The organism is Mycobacterium colombiense, from assembly GCF_003284975.1.
GTDB classification, from domain to species: Bacteria; Actinomycetota; Actinomycetes; order Mycobacteriales; family Mycobacteriaceae; genus Mycobacterium; species Mycobacterium europaeum_A.
Genome location: NZ_QMEU01000103.1, coordinates 1 through 16,481, shown reverse-complemented (window position 1 = coordinate 16,481; position 16,481 = coordinate 1). Strand labels below are relative to the sequence as shown.

At 68.5% G+C, this 16,481-nt stretch carries 18 protein-coding genes and 1 pseudogene; 13 read left to right on the top strand and 6 right to left on the bottom strand.

All coding sequences use genetic code 11. The features are described 5' to 3' along the window. The 7 genes and pseudogenes from DQP58_RS22050 to eccE form a co-directional block, all read left to right on the top strand. Positions 1 to 260, top strand: a pseudogene (locus tag DQP58_RS22050) (PPE family protein); the annotation flags it as partial. A 63-nt stretch (positions 261 to 323) separates the two neighbouring features. After that, the gene (locus DQP58_RS22045) at positions 324 to 617 is read left to right on the top strand and encodes a WXG100 family type VII secretion target (protein WP_066860115.1); all 294 of its coding nucleotides are present in this window, start codon (positions 324 to 326) and stop codon (positions 615 to 617) included. A gap of 32 nt (positions 618 to 649) precedes the next feature. Beyond that, positions 650 to 940, top strand: a complete 291-nt coding sequence (locus tag DQP58_RS22040; RefSeq protein ID WP_007768835.1) for a WXG100 family type VII secretion target — start codon at positions 650 to 652, stop codon at positions 938 to 940. A 20-nt stretch (positions 941 to 960) separates the two neighbouring features. Continuing rightward, positions 961 to 1,866, top strand: a complete 906-nt coding sequence (locus DQP58_RS22035; protein ID WP_112710314.1) for an ESX secretion-associated protein EspG — start codon at positions 961 to 963, stop codon at positions 1,864 to 1,866. Positions 1,867 to 1,941: 75 nt separating this feature from the next. Then, positions 1,942 to 3,366 (top strand): type VII secretion integral membrane protein EccD, encoded by a 1,425-nt coding sequence (eccD, locus tag DQP58_RS22030; RefSeq protein WP_112710317.1) that lies wholly within the window; start codon positions 1,942 to 1,944, stop codon positions 3,364 to 3,366. Then, on the top strand, positions 3,363 to 4,772 hold the full coding sequence (gene mycP, locus DQP58_RS22025; protein WP_112710313.1) for a type VII secretion-associated serine protease mycosin: 1,410 nt from the start codon (positions 3,363 to 3,365) through the stop codon (positions 4,770 to 4,772). The genes eccD and mycP overlap by 4 nt, the downstream gene beginning before the upstream one ends. Continuing rightward, positions 4,769 to 5,788 carry a type VII secretion protein EccE gene (eccE, locus tag DQP58_RS22020; RefSeq protein WP_112710312.1) on the top strand — a complete coding sequence of 340 codons (1,020 nt, stop codon included), beginning with the start codon at positions 4,769 to 4,771 and terminating at the stop codon, positions 5,786 to 5,788. Before mycP ends, eccE begins: the two co-directional genes overlap by 4 nt. Here the strand turns inward: eccE and DQP58_RS22015 are convergent. After that, positions 5,778 to 6,977, bottom strand: coding sequence for an alpha/beta hydrolase family protein (locus DQP58_RS22015; RefSeq protein ID WP_112710311.1), 1,200 nt, complete (start codon positions 6,975 to 6,977; stop codon positions 5,778 to 5,780). The two genes, eccE and DQP58_RS22015, sit on opposite strands and share 11 nt — an antisense overlap. 165 nt (positions 6,978 to 7,142) lie before the next feature. On the opposite strand from DQP58_RS22015, the gene DQP58_RS22010 reads away from it, so the two are divergent. Next, a complete protein-coding gene (locus DQP58_RS22010; protein ID WP_112710310.1) occupies positions 7,143 to 7,928 on the top strand; it encodes a trans-aconitate 2-methyltransferase in 786 nt (261 codons plus the stop codon). A gap of 38 nt (positions 7,929 to 7,966) precedes the next feature. Here DQP58_RS22010 and DQP58_RS22005 read toward each other — a convergent pair whose 3' ends face one another. Together DQP58_RS22005 and bluB are read right to left on the bottom strand one after the other, a co-directional pair. After that, entirely contained in the window at positions 7,967 to 9,394 is a 1,428-nt protein-coding gene (locus tag DQP58_RS22005; RefSeq protein WP_112710309.1) for a sulfatase family protein, read from the bottom strand. A 68-nt stretch (positions 9,395 to 9,462) separates the two neighbouring features. Continuing rightward, positions 9,463 to 10,131 carry a 5,6-dimethylbenzimidazole synthase gene (bluB, locus tag DQP58_RS22000; protein ID WP_112710308.1) on the bottom strand — a complete coding sequence of 223 codons (669 nt, stop codon included), beginning with the start codon at positions 10,129 to 10,131 and terminating at the stop codon, positions 9,463 to 9,465. 74 nt (positions 10,132 to 10,205) lie between these two features. Between bluB and DQP58_RS21995 the strand changes: the two genes are divergently transcribed. Further along, positions 10,206 to 10,490, top strand: coding sequence for a hypothetical protein (locus DQP58_RS21995; protein WP_112710316.1), 285 nt, complete (start codon positions 10,206 to 10,208; stop codon positions 10,488 to 10,490). Here DQP58_RS21995 and DQP58_RS21990 read toward each other — a convergent pair. Continuing rightward, positions 10,474 to 10,956, bottom strand: coding sequence for a hypothetical protein (locus DQP58_RS21990; protein ID WP_066860074.1), 483 nt, complete (start codon positions 10,954 to 10,956; stop codon positions 10,474 to 10,476). The genes DQP58_RS21995 and DQP58_RS21990 overlap by 17 nt on opposite strands. 57 nt (positions 10,957 to 11,013) lie before the next feature. Here DQP58_RS21990 and DQP58_RS21985 point away from each other — a divergent pair, with 57 nt between their 5' ends. Next, entirely contained in the window at positions 11,014 to 11,691 is a 678-nt protein-coding gene (locus DQP58_RS21985; protein WP_112710307.1) for a phosphatase PAP2 family protein, read from the top strand. 99 nt (positions 11,692 to 11,790) lie between these two features. Beyond that, the gene (locus DQP58_RS21980; RefSeq protein ID WP_112710315.1) at positions 11,791 to 12,450 is read left to right on the top strand and encodes a L,D-transpeptidase family protein; all 660 of its coding nucleotides are present in this window, start codon (positions 11,791 to 11,793) and stop codon (positions 12,448 to 12,450) included. A 1-nt stretch (position 12,451) separates the two neighbouring features. On the opposite strand, the gene DQP58_RS21975 is transcribed toward DQP58_RS21980, so the two are convergent. Continuing rightward, entirely contained in the window at positions 12,452 to 12,928 is a 477-nt protein-coding gene (locus DQP58_RS21975; protein ID WP_371915806.1) for a nuclear transport factor 2 family protein, read from the bottom strand. A gap of 105 nt (positions 12,929 to 13,033) precedes the next feature. Then, positions 13,034 to 13,669 (bottom strand): TetR/AcrR family transcriptional regulator, encoded by a 636-nt coding sequence (locus DQP58_RS21970; protein WP_112710306.1) that lies wholly within the window; start codon positions 13,667 to 13,669, stop codon positions 13,034 to 13,036. A 38-nt stretch (positions 13,670 to 13,707) separates the two neighbouring features. Here DQP58_RS21970 and DQP58_RS21965 point away from each other — a divergent pair, with 38 nt between their 5' ends. Both DQP58_RS21965 and DQP58_RS21960 read left to right on the top strand, forming a co-directional pair. Then, on the top strand, positions 13,708 to 14,937 hold the full coding sequence (locus DQP58_RS21965; RefSeq protein WP_112710305.1) for a hypothetical protein: 1,230 nt from the start codon (positions 13,708 to 13,710) through the stop codon (positions 14,935 to 14,937). A 154-nt stretch (positions 14,938 to 15,091) separates the two neighbouring features. Next, the coding region (locus DQP58_RS21960; RefSeq protein ID WP_112710304.1) for an Hsp70 family protein at positions 15,092 to 16,481 on the top strand (1,390 nt) is incomplete at its 3' end.

Here is a 16,481-nt window from a genome sequence, read left to right as displayed (position 1 = left end):
ACATGGAATCCGACTTCGGCGTGCCGCCGGATTTCGGTGACGAGGAGGAGCTGGCCGCGGCTGTCGCATCCGCACAGGGCGCCGGGGCGCTCGGATTCACCGGAACGACACAGCGGCAGAAGGCTTTTCAGGCGGCCGGGTTGACCAAGCTGGCCGACGACGACTTCGGCGGCGGCCCACGCATGCCGATGGTGCCCGGCACGTGGGAGCACGAGGCCGGCAACCCAACGGGCCCAACCGAGCCGGGGAAAGGGGGGTAAGGCGGTCAGCCAGATGCAGGTGAATTACCGAATCCCCAACGGACGCAACAGAAAGGAATCAACATGAGTATGTTGGACGCTCACATTCCGCAGTTGGTAGCCGCACAGTCGGCCTTCAGCGCCAAGGCGGCGTTGCTGCGCAGCACGATCAGCCAGGCCGAGCAGGAAGCCATGTCGGCGCAGGCGTTCCACCAGGGTGAGTCCTCTGCCGCCTTCCAGGCCGCGCACGCGCGGTTCGTCGAGGTCGCCGCGCGGGTCAACACCCTGCTCGACATCGCCCAGGCCAACCTCGGGGACGCCGCCGGGACCTACGTGGCCGCCGACGCCGCCGCCGCCTCCGGCTACACCGCGTTCTGAGCTCACCGCTAGCAACCTCGAAAGGACTTGTCATGTCGCAGATCATGTACAACTACCCGGCGATGTTGAGCCACGCCGCCGACATGTCCGGATACGCCGGCACCATGCAGGGGCTCGGTTCCGACATCGCCAGCGAGCAGGCCACGTTGTCCAACGCCTGGCAGGGTGACACCGGTATGACCTACCAGGTGTGGCAGGCCCAGTGGAACCAGGCGATGGAAAGCCTGGTGCGCGCCTACCAGTCGATGGCCAGCACCCACGAGGCGAACACCATGTCCATGCTCGCCCGCGACCAGGCCGAAGCCGCCAAATGGGGCGGCTAGTTCGTGCCTGAACGAACCTGATGCAGCAAGCGCCCAACGCCGTCGAGCTGACGGTCGATCACGCTTGGTTCATCGCGGAAACGGTTGGGGCGGGGAGCTTTCCCTGGGTGCTGGCAATCACCTCGCCCTATCGTGATGCCGCGGAGCGCAACGCGTTCCTCGACCGTCAGAAGGCTGAGCTGACCGAGCTGGGCCTGGTTTCGCAAGGCGGACTCGTCAACCCCGCCGTCGCCGAGTGGATCAAGGTGGTGTGTTTTCCGCAGCGGTGGCTGGACCTGCGTTACGTCGGCCCCGCTAAGGACACCGGTGAGCCCGGCGGCGGCGCCGACTTGCTGCGCGGCATCGTCGCGCAGCGCAGCGGTGAGGCCGGCAAGCCGTCGAGCACCGTGGTCGCGTTGCGCAGTGCACAGCTGATCACCTTCACCGCAATGAACATCGACGATCCCCGCGCTCTGGTTCCGGTGCTCACCGTCGGTCTCGCCCAACGGCCGCCGGCGCGGTTCGACGAGTTCAGCATGCCGATGCGGGTCGGGGCGAGAGCCGACGAGCGGCTGCGTTCGGGCGCACCGCTTGCGGAAGTGCTTGACTACCTGGGCATTCCACAGTCGGCGCGGCCGGTGGTGGAATCGGTGTTCAACGGGCCGCGCAGCTATGTCGAGATCGTCGCCGGCTGCCACCGCGACGGCCGGCACGCCACCAGCGAGGTGGGGATGAGCATCGTCGACGCAAGCGAGGGACGGGTGCTGGTCAGCCCGTCCCGCGCGTTCGACGGTGAGTGGGTTTCGACCTTCGCGCCCGGAACGCCGTTCGCGATCGCCGTCGCGATCGAACAACTGACCGCTTTACTGCCAGACGCCGGGTGGTTCGCCGAACACCGGCTGACCCGAGACTTTTCCCCTTCAACACTGTCCGTTCAACACTCATAGAAAAAGAGAAGAGAGCACGATGTTCCAGCAACGGCCCCAACACGTTTCGAGGGTCCGGTGACCTCCGGAACCGTCATGCCGATCGTCCGCGTGGCAATACTGGCGGACAGCAGGTTGACGGAAATGGCCTTGCCTGCCGAGCTGCCGCTGCGCGAAATCCTGCCCGCCGTCCAGCGTTTGGTGGTCCCCGCCGCGGTTAACGACGACTCCGAGGACGGCACCGCCACGCGCGGCGCCGCCGAGGTCGGCGCGGCGACCCAACTGAGCCTGGCGCCCATCGGTGGTGCGCCGTTCAGCCTGGATGCCAGCCTGGACACGGTCGGCGTCGTCGACGGTGACCTGCTGGCGCTGCAAGCGGTGCCGGTCGGTCCGGCCGCGCCCGGCATCGTCGAGGACATCGCCGACGCGGCCATGATCTTCTCCACCTCGCGGCTCAAGCCCTGGGGCACAACGCATATTCAGCGGGGCGCGCTGGCCGCGGCGATCGCGGTGGCGTTCCTGGCGACTGGGCTGGCGGTGACCTACCGGGTGGCCACCGGTGCGCTGCTGGGACTGGTCGCGGTCAGCGCGGTTGCGGCGCTGACCGCGATCGTCGGCCTGCTGGTGACCGCGCGCTCGGCGCGCACCGGCATGGCGCTGTCCATCGCCGCGCTGGTTCCCATCGCCGCCGCGCTGTCGCTGGCGGTGCCGGGCAGGTTCGGTCCCGCCCAACTGACCCTCGCCGCGGCCGGCGTCACCGCGTGGTCCCTGATCGCCCTAATGGCGCCGAGCGCCGAGCGCGAGCGCATCGCCGGGTTCTTCACCGCGACCGCGGTGGTGGGCGCCGGGGTGCTGCTGGCCGCGGGTGCCGAATTGCTGTGGCACCTCACGCCGATCGCCATCGGCTGCGGGCTGATCGTGGCGGCGCTGCTGGTCACCATCGAGGCGGCCCAACTGTCCGCGCTGTGGGCGCGGTTCCCGTTGCCGGTCATCCCGGCGCCCGGGGACCCCACCCCGTCGGCGCCGTCGCTGCAGGTCCTCGAGGACCTGCCCCGCCGCGTGCGGATCAGCGACGCGCATCAGAGGGGATTCATCGCCGCCGCAGTGCTGCTCAGCGTCCTGGGTTCGGTGGCGATCGGGCTGCGGCCCGAGTCGCTCAGCGCTGCGGGCTGGTACGTGATCGCGGCGACCGCGGCGACGTCCGTGCTGCGCGCCAGGGTGTGGGACTCGGCCGCGTGCAAGGCGTGGCTGCTCGCCCAGCCCTTCCTGACCGCCGGAGTGCTGCTGGTGCTCTACACCTCGACCGGACGGTACGCGGCCGCGCTGGGCGCGGCGCTGGTGCTCCTGGCGCTGGTGTCGGTGTGGATCGTGGTGGCGCTGAACCCGGGCATCGCTGCGCCGGAAAGCTATTCGTTGCCGGTGCGCCGGTTGGTGGGATTCGTCGCGACCGGACTCGACGCGTCGCTGATCCCCGTCATGGCGTTCGTGGTCGGTCTGTTCAGCTGGGTGCTCAATCGATGATTCGGCCGGCATCAGCCTGCTTCGCGGCGGCGTTGGCGTTGCTGCCCGCCGCCGCGACGTGGACCAGTCCGCCGGCGTTGGCCATCAGCCCGCCGACGGTCGATCCCGGTGTCCCGCCGCCCAGCGGGTCGCCGGGGCCCGGGCAGCCGATGGAGCAGCGCGGACCCTGCAGCACGTCCGGAGTGGTACCCGGCAGCGATCCGGCCGCCATCACGCCTAGCCAGTCCGTGCTGAATCTCCCTGCGGCATGGCAGTTTTCGCGGGGCGAGGGGCAGCTGGTGGCGGTGCTCGACACCGGGGTGCGGCCGGGTCCACGCCTGCCCAACGTCGAAGCGGGCGGTGATTTCGTCGAGACGACCGACGGCCTGACCGACTGCGACGGCCACGGGACGCTGGTCGCCGGGATCGTCGCCGGCCAGCCCTCGGCCGACGACGGTTTCTCCGGCGTGGCACCCGCCGCACGGGTGGTGTCGCTGCGGACGACGTCGGCCAAGTTCTCGCCGCGCACGCCGGGCGGCGATCCGATGCTGGCGCGGGTGTCGGCCGAGGTATCCACGCTCGCCCGGGCGATCGTGCACGCGGCCGACCTCGGGGCCCGGGTGATCGACATCGGCTCGACCACCTGCATGCCCGTCGACCGGCCCATCGACCAGGCCGCCCTCGGTGCCGCCGTCCGCTACGCGGCGGTGGACAAGGACGCGGTGATCGTCGCCGGCGCGGGCAACAGCGGACCCACCGGTGCCGCGGGTGGGGGCACCTCGTGTGAATCCAATCCGCTCACCGACCTGAGCCGCCCGAACGATCCACGGAATTGGGCCGGCGTCACGTCGGTGTCCATCCCGTCGTGGTGGCAGCCCTACGTGCTGTCGGTGGCTTCCCTGACCCCGGACGGCCAGCCTTCGAAATTCACCGTGGCGGGGCCGTGGGTGGGCGTCGCCGCGCCCGGCGAACGCATCGTGTCGATCGGCAACGCCGACGGCGGCGGCCTGGCGAACGGCCTGCCCGACGAACACCAGCAACTCGCCGCCCTCAACGGCACCGGTTACGCGGCCGGCTACGTGGCCGGCGTCGCGGCGCTGGTCCGCAGCAAATACCCCGACCTCAACGCCACCGCGGTGCTGCGCCGCATCACCGCGACCGCGCACAATGGCGCCCGCGACCCCTCCAACGTGGTGGGCACCGGCAGCGTGGATCCGGTGGCGGCCCTGACCTGGCAACTTCCCGCCGGTGACCAGCCCGGCCCGGCGGCGGTGAAGCCGGTGGCCGTGCCGCCGGCACCCGCGCCCGAGGACACCAAACCGCGGACCGTCGCGGTGGCCGGCACCGCCGCGCTGGCCGTGCTGGTCGCGGTGGCCGGCGCCGTCACCGCAATCGCCGCACGCCGACGAAAGGACCCCACCCCGTGAACACGCATCGGATACCGATCCCCGGCAGCGGTCGAATCACGTTGGCGCTGCTGGCCATCGTGCCCGCGATCATGGCCTACCCGTGGCGCACGCCCCGCGACTACTGGCTGTTGGGGATCGCCGCCGCCGTCGTCATCGTGTTGTTCGGCTGGTGGGGCGGTCTGCATTTCACCACCATCGTGGGCCGCCGCCTGGCGATGATCGCCCGCGGCAACGCCGTCCCGTCGAGCACTTCCGACACGGCGGCGACCGCCCTGATTCGCCTCGGCGCACCCGAGGACGACTCCGATGTGCTGCCGCTGCCGCTGATCGCGAGTTACCTGGACCGCTACGGCATCCGGGCGGACAAGATCCGCATCACCAGCCGCGACAACGCCGCCGACGCATCGCGACGCGAGACGTGGCTCGGGCTCACCGTCTCGGCGCCCGACAATCTGGCCGCCCTGCAGGCGCGTTCACCGCGAATTCCGTTGCACGAGACCGCTCACGTCGCGGCCCGTCGGCTGGCCGACCATCTTCGGGAGATCGGTTGGGATGCCACCCCCGTCGGGGCCGACGACGTTCCCCGGTTACTGACCAACAACCCGCGCGAGCGGTGGCGGGGAGTGCAGCGCGGCGCATCGGATTACCTTGCCGCGTACCGGATTTCGGTGGACGAAGCGCTGCCGGAGACCCTGGCGGCGATCCGGTCGTATGCCGCGCGCGAGACCTGCACCGCGCTGGAGGTCGCCGGTGACAAGACCCGGCCCACCGTGGCGGTCGCCTGTGCGTTCCAGACCGAGACCGGCCCGGACGGCAAGGCGCCGGTGGATGGGCTGACGCCGCAGCGCGGAAATCACCTGCCCGCGTTGACCGCGCTGGACCTGCTGTCCACCCGGCGGCTCGACGGCCACACCGCCGCGCCGGCGGACCTGCTCGCGCAGGTGCACTGGCCCACCCTCGCGGGCGGAGCCCACCGGGCGCCGCTGGGTGACATCGGCGACAACGCCGACACCGTCGAGGTGGTCAGAACATGACCTGCTGCAGGAACGCGGTCATCCGGCGCAGGTAGTCGAGCTGGCTCACGTGCAACACGTGGCTGCCCGGAAACCAGTGCAGCGCACACTGATCCCAGTGGTGCCGTAGTTTGACGGCGTGGTCGGGCGGCGCCATCCGGTCGCCGAGCCCGGTGATGATCATCCGGCGGTCCCGGGGCACCAGCGGCCGATAATTGAGCGGGCAGTGGTAGGCCAAGCCGGCCGCCAAGTCGGCGTGGCTGATGTCCGACAGGCGCAGCCCCAGGCGGACCAGCCTGTTGGCCGGGAACCACTCGTCGAATAACGTCGCCGGCGTGACGACCGGGCAGTTGGGGATGACCGCCTCGAGCCGGTCGTCGACCGAGGCCACCAGCGCCGAGGTGTAACCACCCAATGAGATTCCGGTGAGCGCGATGCGGTCGACCCCGGTGTGGCGCAAATAGTCGATGATGGAACGGAAGTCGTGCACGGCCTGGGCCATGGCCTCGGCGAAACCGCTGAGCCCGCCGGCGAAATAGCCGAAACCGCTGAAAGGTGAGAACTTTTCGGCCCGCTTGCCGTGAAAGGGCAACGTGTACATCAGCACGTCGTAGCCGGACCGGTAATACCAGGGCAGCGAAAAGAACCGTCCGTTGGCCAGATACGACGATCCCATGAAGCCGTGGATGACGCACAGGGTCGGGCGTGGCCCATCGTCGTGACGCCAATGCTGGGCGCGCACCATGTTGTTCGACCGCCAGCGGCCCCACTGCGCGCGCATGGCGGGGTTGACGGCGGTGAAGCTGCTGGGGAATGCGATGTTGTCGACCGTGCCGCGGGCGATCCACTCCGCGAGCGGGCTGGCCCGTCGCGACGCCACTTGGGGTACGTCGGTGGGGGCGGGAAAGGACCGCGCCGGATCGCCCGCCGCAGCCAGCTCGGCGTAGAAATCGAGGTTGCCGCGCTCGGCGGCGGAATCGTGTTGGCGCAGGGTGGCGGCAACCACGAACGGCGCCACCGTGGTGGTGAGCAGCGAGGCCACCCAGGTGCGCAGGGCCAGATCGCCGAGGGCCGACGCCTCGACTACCATTCGCTGGCGGGGCGACAACGCCGAATTGGGGGGTAATCCGCCGGCGCCGGCCGGTAGATCGGCGCCGGGGACGTCGGGAACGGGGACGGGCGGTTCGATCGGATCTGAGTCGGGCGCCACGATCGCCGATGGTAGCCCGGCGGGTCCCCCTTGCCTGGGCGTTTCGACCGGTTTGGGTCGTAGCGGTGTTATCCCGGGACCATTCGGGCCGCGTCGGCGCACCATAGGAGTTGTACGGTTTGCTATCGACGGGTGAGCCGCGGCGCGAGGATCAGGAGGACCGACATGTGGGATCCGGACGTCTACCTGGCCTTCGCCGACCACCGGGGCCGCCCCTTCTACGACCTGCTGTCGCGGGTCGGCGCCGACCGGGCGCGGCGGGTCGTCGACCTGGGTTGCGGACCCGGTCACCTGACAAAGTATCTGGCCCGGCGCTGGCCCGACGCGGTGATCGAGGCGATGGACAGCTCGCCGGAGATGGTAGCCGCGGCCAAGGAGCGCGGCATCGACGCCGCCACCGGCGACCTGCGCGACTGGAAGCCCAAACCCGACACCGACGTGGTGGTGAGCAACGCGGCCCTGCATTGGGTGCCCGAGCACGCCGACCTGCTGCTGCGGTGGGCGGGGCAGCTGGCATCCGGATCGTGGATCGGTGTCCAGATGCCGGGCAACTTCGAGTCACCGTCCTATGCGGCGGTGCGGGCGTTGGCCCGCCGGGAGCCGTACGCGAAGCTATTGCGCGACATACCATTTCGGGTGGGCGCGGTGGTCCAGCCGCCGGCCCACTACGCCAATCTGCTGCTGGACGCGGGATGCAAGGTCGATGTCTGGGAGACCACGTATCTGCACCAGCTGACCGGCGAGCATCCGGTGCTGGAATGGATCACCGGCACGGCGCTGGTTCCGGTGCGCGAGCGGCTCGACGATGAGACGTGGGAGCAGTTCCGCGAGGAGCTGATCCCGCTGCTGCAGGACGCGTACCCGCCCCGATCCGACGGGACGACGATCTTCCCGTTCCGCCGGGTGTTCGTCGTCGCCGAGGTGGGTGGCTCGAGCCGCTCGGCCGGCTAGCGGGGCGCGGCGGCGACTTTGCATCAGTCAGACCGCAATTAGCGCTGGGTGGGCTTGCCTTCTTCGATGCCCCGGTCGGCGGCGATGCCGGAACGCGGGGTCGGCTTGCCGTGGTGTATCTGCTCATACGTTTCGGTGTAGCGCGCCGAGATGCGGGTGCCGGCGAACTCCGAGGGAATGACGTCGCCGGTACTCTGACGCCAATCATGGAGCAGCACAGCAAGATTGGCAGCAACTTCGTCCGCATCGGTGCCATCGCCGGCCAGCAGGTTGTTGGTCTCGGTGGGATCGCTGCGCAGATCGTAGAGTTCACGCTCGGGCCGCGGCGCGGTCACGAACGGCGCGACGGCCTGCCCGGACGGGCTCTCCTGGATGTCACGCGGCAGATCCAGTAGCGGCCGCGGCACGTAGTTCTCGATGTAGCTGTAGTCCTTGGTGCGAATCGCCCGAATCGGGTCAAACGAGTCGTGGTAGGTCTTCATCGTGTACACGTGGTCGCGCACCGGTGCGGTCTGCGGAGCCGGCTTGAGCAGGGCGGGCGCATGTGAGACACCGTCGACGTCGACCGGAGCGTCGATTCCCAACAGCCCCAACAGCGTCGGGACCAGGTCGACCGCGCTGAACAGCTCGTCGTAGACGCGGGGCGCCAGGTTCCGTCGGGTGGGCGGTCGAACGATCATGCCGATGCCGGTCCCGGCGTCATACAGCGTGGATTTCGCCCGGGGGAACGGCGGGCCGTGATCGGTGAAGAACACCACCCAGGTGGTGGCGTCCAGGCCGGTGTCGGCCAGCGCGTCCAGCAGTCGCCCGACGGCGGCGTCAGCCGTGCTGATGGCCCCGTAGAAGTCAGCGAGATCGCCGCGCACCTCCGGGGTGTCGGGCAGGTAATCGGGCGGATCCACCCTGTCGCTGTCCGCCGGCGTGTAGCGGTCACGCGGATACGGTCGGTGCGTCTCGAAGAAGCCGGCGGTCAACAGAAATGGTTGGCCAACAAGGCCTTCGGCACTTTGCCGCAGCCACTCGTCGGCCCTGTCGGCCACGTAGTCGCAGTAGGAGTTCGACACATCGAACTCATCGAAACCCAATCTCTTGGGGTAGGAGGTCTCGTGCTGCATGCCGAAAAGTGCCGAATACCAGCCGGATTCGGACAGTATCTGGGGCAGGGTCCGGATACCGTCGCGGTATTCCCAGCCGTGGTGGGCCAGCCCGATGAGCCCGTTGTTCTGTGGGTATCGGCCGGTGAACAGCGATCCGCGCGACGGCGAGCACAGCGGCGCGGTGGCGTGCGCGCGGGTGAACAGGATGCCCTCGGCGGCAAGGCGGTCCAGTCGCGGGCTCGACACGTCGGCGTGGCCGTAGGCGCCGAGGTAGCGGCCCAGGTCGTGCCAGTGCACGATCAGCACGTTGTCCCGAAAGCCCGTGTTCTGTTGTTGGTCCGCTATGTCGCCCGGCGTCAATTGCGTCACCTCTCACATTGCCTTGCGACCGGCGACGTTACCGCAACGTCCCTGCGCGATTGCGCAGTGCCGACGCGTCAGGACATCGGCAGTTGACCCCAGCGGTTTTCGCAGACAAACTCCGACAGCGGGCGCCCCACGGTCCAGCCGTCCAGTTCCAACGCCGGGCGATCGGGGAACTCCGGCACCGGCCCGAGGCACAGGATCGCCACCGGTTCGGCCCCGGGCGGCATGTCCAGCAGCGACCCCAAGCGGCGCGGATCGAACAGCGACACCCAGCCCATGCCCAAGCCTTCGGACCGGGCCGCCAGCCACAGGTTCTGGATTGCGCACGACACCGACGCCAGGTCCATCTGCGGCAGCGTGCGCCGGCCGAAGACGTGCGAGTCGCGGTCGTCGCCTAGGGCCACCACAAACAGCTCGGCGCACTCGAGGATGCCCTCCACCTTCAGCGCCAGAAATTCCTCGGCGCGTTCGCCCAGGGCGGCGGCGGTGCGCGGGCGTTCCTCGTCGACCAGGGCGTGAATGCGCCGCCGCAGCGAGGCGTCGGTGATCCGGATGAAGCGCCACGGCTGCATCAGGCCGACGCTGGGCGCCGCGTGCGCGGCCTGCAGCAGCCGCGCCAGCACGGCCTCGTCCACCACGGCACCGGGAACGAACCGGCGCATGTCACGGCGTTCGGCGATGACGCGATAGACGGCCCGTCGCTCTTGCGGGCTGAATGCCTCACCGGTCACGTCAGCCATCGTAGGAAATCCGCGTTAGCGTGGGTCGTGCCCTGACCACCGGCCCGGTGGATCCGGCGAAGGGAGTGTTGAAAATGAAGCCTTCCGACGTGCTCGATCAGCTGGCCGCCGACGCCGCCGCCGGTCGCCGCTACGGCGAGCCCTATCAGAACCCGGACGGCACCACCGTCATCGTGGTCACCAAACCGCTGGGCGTGTTCGCCATCCGCGACGGGCAGGCCTCCTGGACGCCGGCGGTGGACGGGGGGCGGATCGCGCTGATCGGGGTGGTCACCAGGCTGCTGGCCGCGGTGATCGGCAGCCTGGCGGTGCTGCGGCAGCCGCCGTGGCCGCGCATCACCATCAGGGACTATAGGTAACGCCGACCGCGCGAAACACGTACTCCGGCGGCATGTCGAACGCCAGCGAGCGCAACGGCAGCCCGTCGAGCACATCGTCGGGAATGGCGACCTTGTAGTGCAGCGACAACTCGCCGCTGAACTTCTCGTCAACCCGGGCGACGTCGACATCGACCTGCAGGCCGGTCGAGGAGATCTCCACCCGCGCCGCGCCGGTCTGCGGCGCGTTCCATCGCACGTTGACGGTCGGGCCGGCCAGCCGGGGCAGCATGGACAGCGTGGCCAGGACCCGCTCCGAGGTGAAGACCAGTGAACCCGTGTAGCTGGCGACGCTGTGCGGCAACCGCACACCCGGGATGGTGCCGCTGAATCGCCTCGTCACGGCGACGTAATCGGCGAGGTAGGTGAGGCCTTCCGACTCGAGCTGGGCGTGCAGCTCGTCGGGCAGCTTGCCGATGCCGAACAACCTACGGACAAAGACGGCCATAAAAGACAGTATGACCGCGCGAGCGCCGTCGTGTGGCGGTGCTGGTATCGGTTGGTTATGACTCGCCCGAGGATGCCGGTGGCCATCTGGATCGCAGCGTTGGCCACGACGATGTACGCGCTGCTGTGGGTGGGCTACTGCCGGCACTGGGCGTGGCTGCATTGGATGGATTGGTCGTTGCTCAACGCCGCCCGCGACATCGCGGTCAAACACCCGCTGTGGCTGCGGTTTTGGCAAGACGTGTCCTACATCCTGGGCCCGGTGCCGATGTCCGTGCTGGGCATCGCAATGACGGTGTTGGCCCTGGTGATGCGCAATCCGCGGGCCGCGCTAGTGCTGGTGTCTGCCTGCGGGCCGCTCAACGAGTTCGTCACCGCGGCGGCCAAGGCCCTGGTCAACCGCCCGCGTCCGGCGACGATGCTGGTGCCCGCGGCGTCCAGTTCGTTTCCGTCCGGGCACGCGCTGGAGGCGATGGCCGCATTGCTCGCCGTGCTGTGCTTCTTCTTTTCGATGATGACCCGCTTGATCCGCCGCGTCGTGGTCGCGGCGGTGACGGTGTCGCTGCTGATGGTCGGCGCCTCCCGGGTGGCGCTGAACGTGCACTATCCGTCCGACGTGCTGGCCGGTTGGTCGCTGGGTTACCTGTATTTCCTGGTGTGTCTCTTGGTCTTTCGGCCCCCGGCCCGTCGACCGGCCGGCGCGGAGCGCGCGGTCGAAACCGCGGCGGTGCGCTAACGACACTGTCGCGGTGGGCATTTGGTCACGGCGCGGTGACCTAACCGGGGCTAAAGCTTTACTTGACCCTGATGATGTGCCCGTTCGACGATGGAGGGCATGCACCGACTGCTCGCTTCGCTATGCGCCGCGGCGTGCGTACTTTTCACCTCGCTGGTGCTCGCCCCGATCAGCGCCGCGGCCGGCGCTCCCTGGTTCGCGAACGCGGTAGGCAATGCGACGCAGGTGGTTTCGGTGGTCAGCACCGGCGGTTCCAACGCGACCATGGAGATCTTCCAGCGTACCGGCACCGGCTGGCAGTCGCTGCGGTCCGGCATCCCCACCCACGTCGGTTCGGCGGGGATGGCGCCGCAGGCCAAGAGCGGCGTTCCTGCCACCCCGATGGGGGTGTACAGCCTCGACTCCGCGTTCGGCACGGCGCCCAACCCGGGCACCGGCCTGCCCTATACCCAGGTCACCGGGGGAAACTACTGGTGGAGCGGCGATGACCACAGCCCCACCTTCAACTCGATGCAGGTGTGCCAGAAGGCGCAGTGCCCGTTCAACACCGGCGACAGCGAGAACCTGCAGATCCCGCAGTACAAGCACGCGGTCGTGATGGGGGTCAACAAGAACAAGACCCCGGGTGGGGGCGCCGCGTTCTTCTTCCACACCACCGACGGAAAACCCACCGAGGGCTGCGTGGCGGTCGACGACGCTCAGCTGGTGTCGATCATGAAATGGCTGCGGCCCGGCGCGGTCATCGCCATCACCAAGTAGCTCAGTCAGCGGCGATGGCGCGGCCGGGCTTGAGCGTGAAGTTCAGGCCCTCCAAAGACATTGTGGCGTCGTAGGTTCGGTCATAACCGGTGCCGCTGATCTTCCAGCCGGCATCGGTGCGGCGGTAGGTGTCGCGGTAGAAGGCCGCCCCGATCAACATGAAGTTGAAATCGGCCACCATCACCCGGTCCTGCAGATACCAACTGCCCGTTGCGGTGTCGCCATCAACGGTGATGTCGGGATGCGTCACCCGGTGCTCGGTGATGACATTCGCCGGCAGCGAGGTCCGCATGTACTCCACCAGGTCGGCGCGGTTGGTGAAGTGCAATTCGTTGCCGATCGACGGGCCGTAGTCGGCCTTGATGTCCTCGGCCAGGGTGTCGGTGAAGTCGTCCCAGTGCTTGGTGTCCAGCGCGCGCAGATACCGGTATTTGACTTGCTTGATGGCTTCGATATCGGCCAGATCGTCGAGGGTCATCCCGTCATTGCAGCACACGGGAAATGCGAATCATGAGGCGGTCGGACGGGGTGGGCCACCAGACTTCAACCAGTGCGTTTCCGCGCGGCGTGTCGTGTGCGTGGTTTACGTCTCGCGGTACCCCTGGCCCTCGGCGAGGTAACGGGTGACCATGTCGACGAGGGCACGTCGCTCCAGGCTCCAATCGACGGTCGCGCCGGTGAGCATCTGCGCCAGCACCACACCGCGCAGCGTGGCCCAAATAACTTCGGCCACACCGGCATGCGCGGGATCGGTGGTGATCAGCCGGCCCAACTGGCCGATCGCGGAATTCATGTCCAGCAGGTGACGCCGCGACGGGCCGCCGCGGGTTTCGCGCAGGATCTCGAAGGCGGCCATCGACGTCGGGCTGCTGTAGCAGCTCCAGGCGGTGTCGACGACGACCTCGATGCGCCTCCGCAGCGACAGCTCGCTGACATCGGCCGACGACAGGCTGTCCACCAGCCGGGCCACCCCGTCGTCCACCACGGCCATCAGCAGGCCGTTGCGATCCCCGAAGTGGTACTGGATGACACCCCAGGTGACGCCCGCACGCTCGGCGACGTGCTTGGCGGTGGCGGCCGAGAAGCCCTCCTCCACGATGCAGCGGACCGTCTCGTCGATGATCTTCGCCCGGGTGTCATCGCCGCGCTTGCGGGGCGCGGTGGTCCGCCTGGTGGGGCCAACCGGGCGATCGGATGTCTGGCCAGCGACGATGGGCATTGTTGACTTTATAACATAGTCGAGTCTATTTTTGGAGCGTGAGCAGCCCCTCGCGATTTGCGCAACTGTCCCGTGCCGAGCTCGTCGTCCTGGTCCCCGAACTGCTGCTGATCGGGCAGCTGATCGACCGGTCCGGGATGGCCTGGTGCATCTCGTCCTTCGGTCGCGACGAGATGGTTCAGATCGCCATCGAGGAGTGGGCGGGCGCCAGCCCGATCTACACGCGGCGGATGCAGCAGGCGCTGAACTACGAGGGCGACGACGTCATCACGATTTTCAAGGGCCTGCAGCTCGACATCGGGGCGCCGCCGCAGTTCATGGATTTCCGGTACACGGTCCATGACCGCTGGCATGGCGAATTCCACCTCGACCACTGCGGCGCCCTGCTCGACGTGGAGCCGATGGGCGAACAGTACGTGTTCGGAATGTGCCACACCATCGAGGATCCGACGTTCGACGCCACCGCGATCGCGACCAACCCGCGCGCCCAGGTGCGCCCGATCCACCGGCCGCCCCGCACGCCGGCCGACCGGCACCCGCACTGCGCGTGGACCGTCATCATCGACGAGTCCTACCCCGAGGCGCAGAGCATCCCGGCGCTGGACATCGTCAACCGAACCCGCGCCGCCACTTGGGAACTCGGTGCCATCGACCCCTCGGACGAGGGGCAGGCAGACTACTCGGGACCCTTGCTGTCTGATTTCGACTTCGCCGCTTTCTCCCACTCGGCGCTGGTCCGGATGGCCGACGAGGTGTGCCTGCAGATGCACCTGCTGTACCTGTCGTTCGCGATCGCGGTGCGGGCCCGCGCGGCCAACGACGAGGAGGCCGTCGGCGTGTGCACCCGCGGCCTGATCGGTATAGCGGGCGTGGCCGCCGAACGCATCCACCGCGCGCTGAAGCTGCCGGGCGGGATCGAAGGGGCGCTGCGCGTCCTCGAGCTGCACCCACTGCTGAACCCCGCGGATTACGTTGTCGCCGATATGGAATCGAACCGGTTGCACGTCCGCCCGTCGCCGGCCCACGACGACGCCGCCTGGATCTCGTTGTGCTCGCCGGAATCCGTGCAACCGCTCCAGGCCATCGCCACCGCGGTGGAACCGCACCTCGTGGTCCGAGTTAGCGGGACGGCCACCGACTGGACGGCGGAACTGGTCGAAACCGATACGCCCGCCGAGGAACTGCCAGAGGTTTCGGTGGTCAGGGTCAGCGGCGGATCGACATTCCAGTTCGAGCCCAGGCGTTCGCTGCCGCTGACGGTGTTGTAGCACAAAGCTTTTTGTCAAGGGGTTTTCGGTACCGCTTCGGTGACGCAAGCGCATCGAGCGAATACCAATGACATTGCGAAGCATCGGCTTTCCGCGTGTCCGCGGCTATCGTTAACGCTGGCCACCGACCCCTATAGACGAAGGTTTTCGCTCTATGTACGACCCACTCGGGTTGTCGATCGGGACCACGAACCTGGTCGCTGCGCGTAATGGAAGCCCGCCGGTTACCCGCCGGTCCGTGGTTACCCTTTACCCGCACTGTGCTCCGAAAATCGGTGCGCCCGAAGAGAACCCGTACCTCGCCGAGCCCGGCGTGCCGATGAAGGGATTCATCGAGCGCATCGGTGATTCCGTCGCGCTGGTGTCACCCGACGGTTCCACGCACGACCCGGAACTGCTGACGGTGGAGGCGCTGGACGCGATGGTGCTCGCCGCGGGTGCGGACGCGGCGTGCTCGGAGATCTCCATCGCCGTGCCCGCGCACTGGAAGCCGGGGACGGTGCAGGCGCTGCGGGACGCCCTGCGCACCCATGTGGGCTTCGTGCGTAGCGGGATGGCGCCGCGGCTGGTCAGCGACGCCATCGCCTCGCTGACCGCGGTCAAGTCCGAGCTGGGACTGCCCGACGAGGGCGTGGTGGGGCTGCTCGACTTCGGTGGCAGCGGCACGTCGGCCACTTTGGTGAATGTCGCCGGGGACTTCGAACTCGTCAGCGCGACACTGCGTTACACCGCGCTGTCGGGCGACGAGATCGACCACGAGTTGCAGCTGCGCGCCTTTGAGGAGCTGGGCCACGGCAGCGGCCTGGACCCGGCCAGCACCGCCGGTGTCGGCCAGCTCGGCGAACTCAGGGAACAATGCCGCGCGGCCAAGGAGCGGCTCTCGGCCGACATGGCCACCGACATCGTCGCGGTGCTCGGCGGGCGCAGTTGCAGCCTGACGCTGACGCAGGACGACCTCGAAGAGCTGATTCAGGATCGGCTGACCGGCTTCATCTATGCCTTCGACGACATGCTGGTGCGTTACCGCAAGAGCTGGTCGGACCTGGCCGCGGTGGTCACGGTCGGGGGAGGCGCGCGCATTCCGCTTGTCACCGAACGTCTTTCGATGCACGGCCGCACGCCGATCCTCACGCCGGCGCAACCGGCCCTGGCCGCGGCAAGCGGGGCGCTGATCCTGGCTTCCCGCGGTGGTGAACTGGACCTGCGCACCCGGACGTCGATCGGGCTGCTCGCCTCGGCCGACGCCGCCGGCGACGTCGTCGACCTGGGCGCCGGCGACGTGCTGGTGATCGACGACGAGGCGCTGACCGATCGCGAATTGGCTTGGTCGCAAACCGAATACCCCGGCGACCTGCGGATGCGGTTCGGCGGGGAAACCTACGACGAAGACGGTCCGGCAGGCTGGTCGATGCGGCTCAACGTCATCCAGCCGCCGCGGGAACGCCGGCGCTGGCTGCGGCTTCGGTTCTCCCAGTTGGTCATTGGCATGTCGGCCGTGGTCGCCATGACCGCGATCGGCGGGGTCGCCTACACGCTGACCGGGA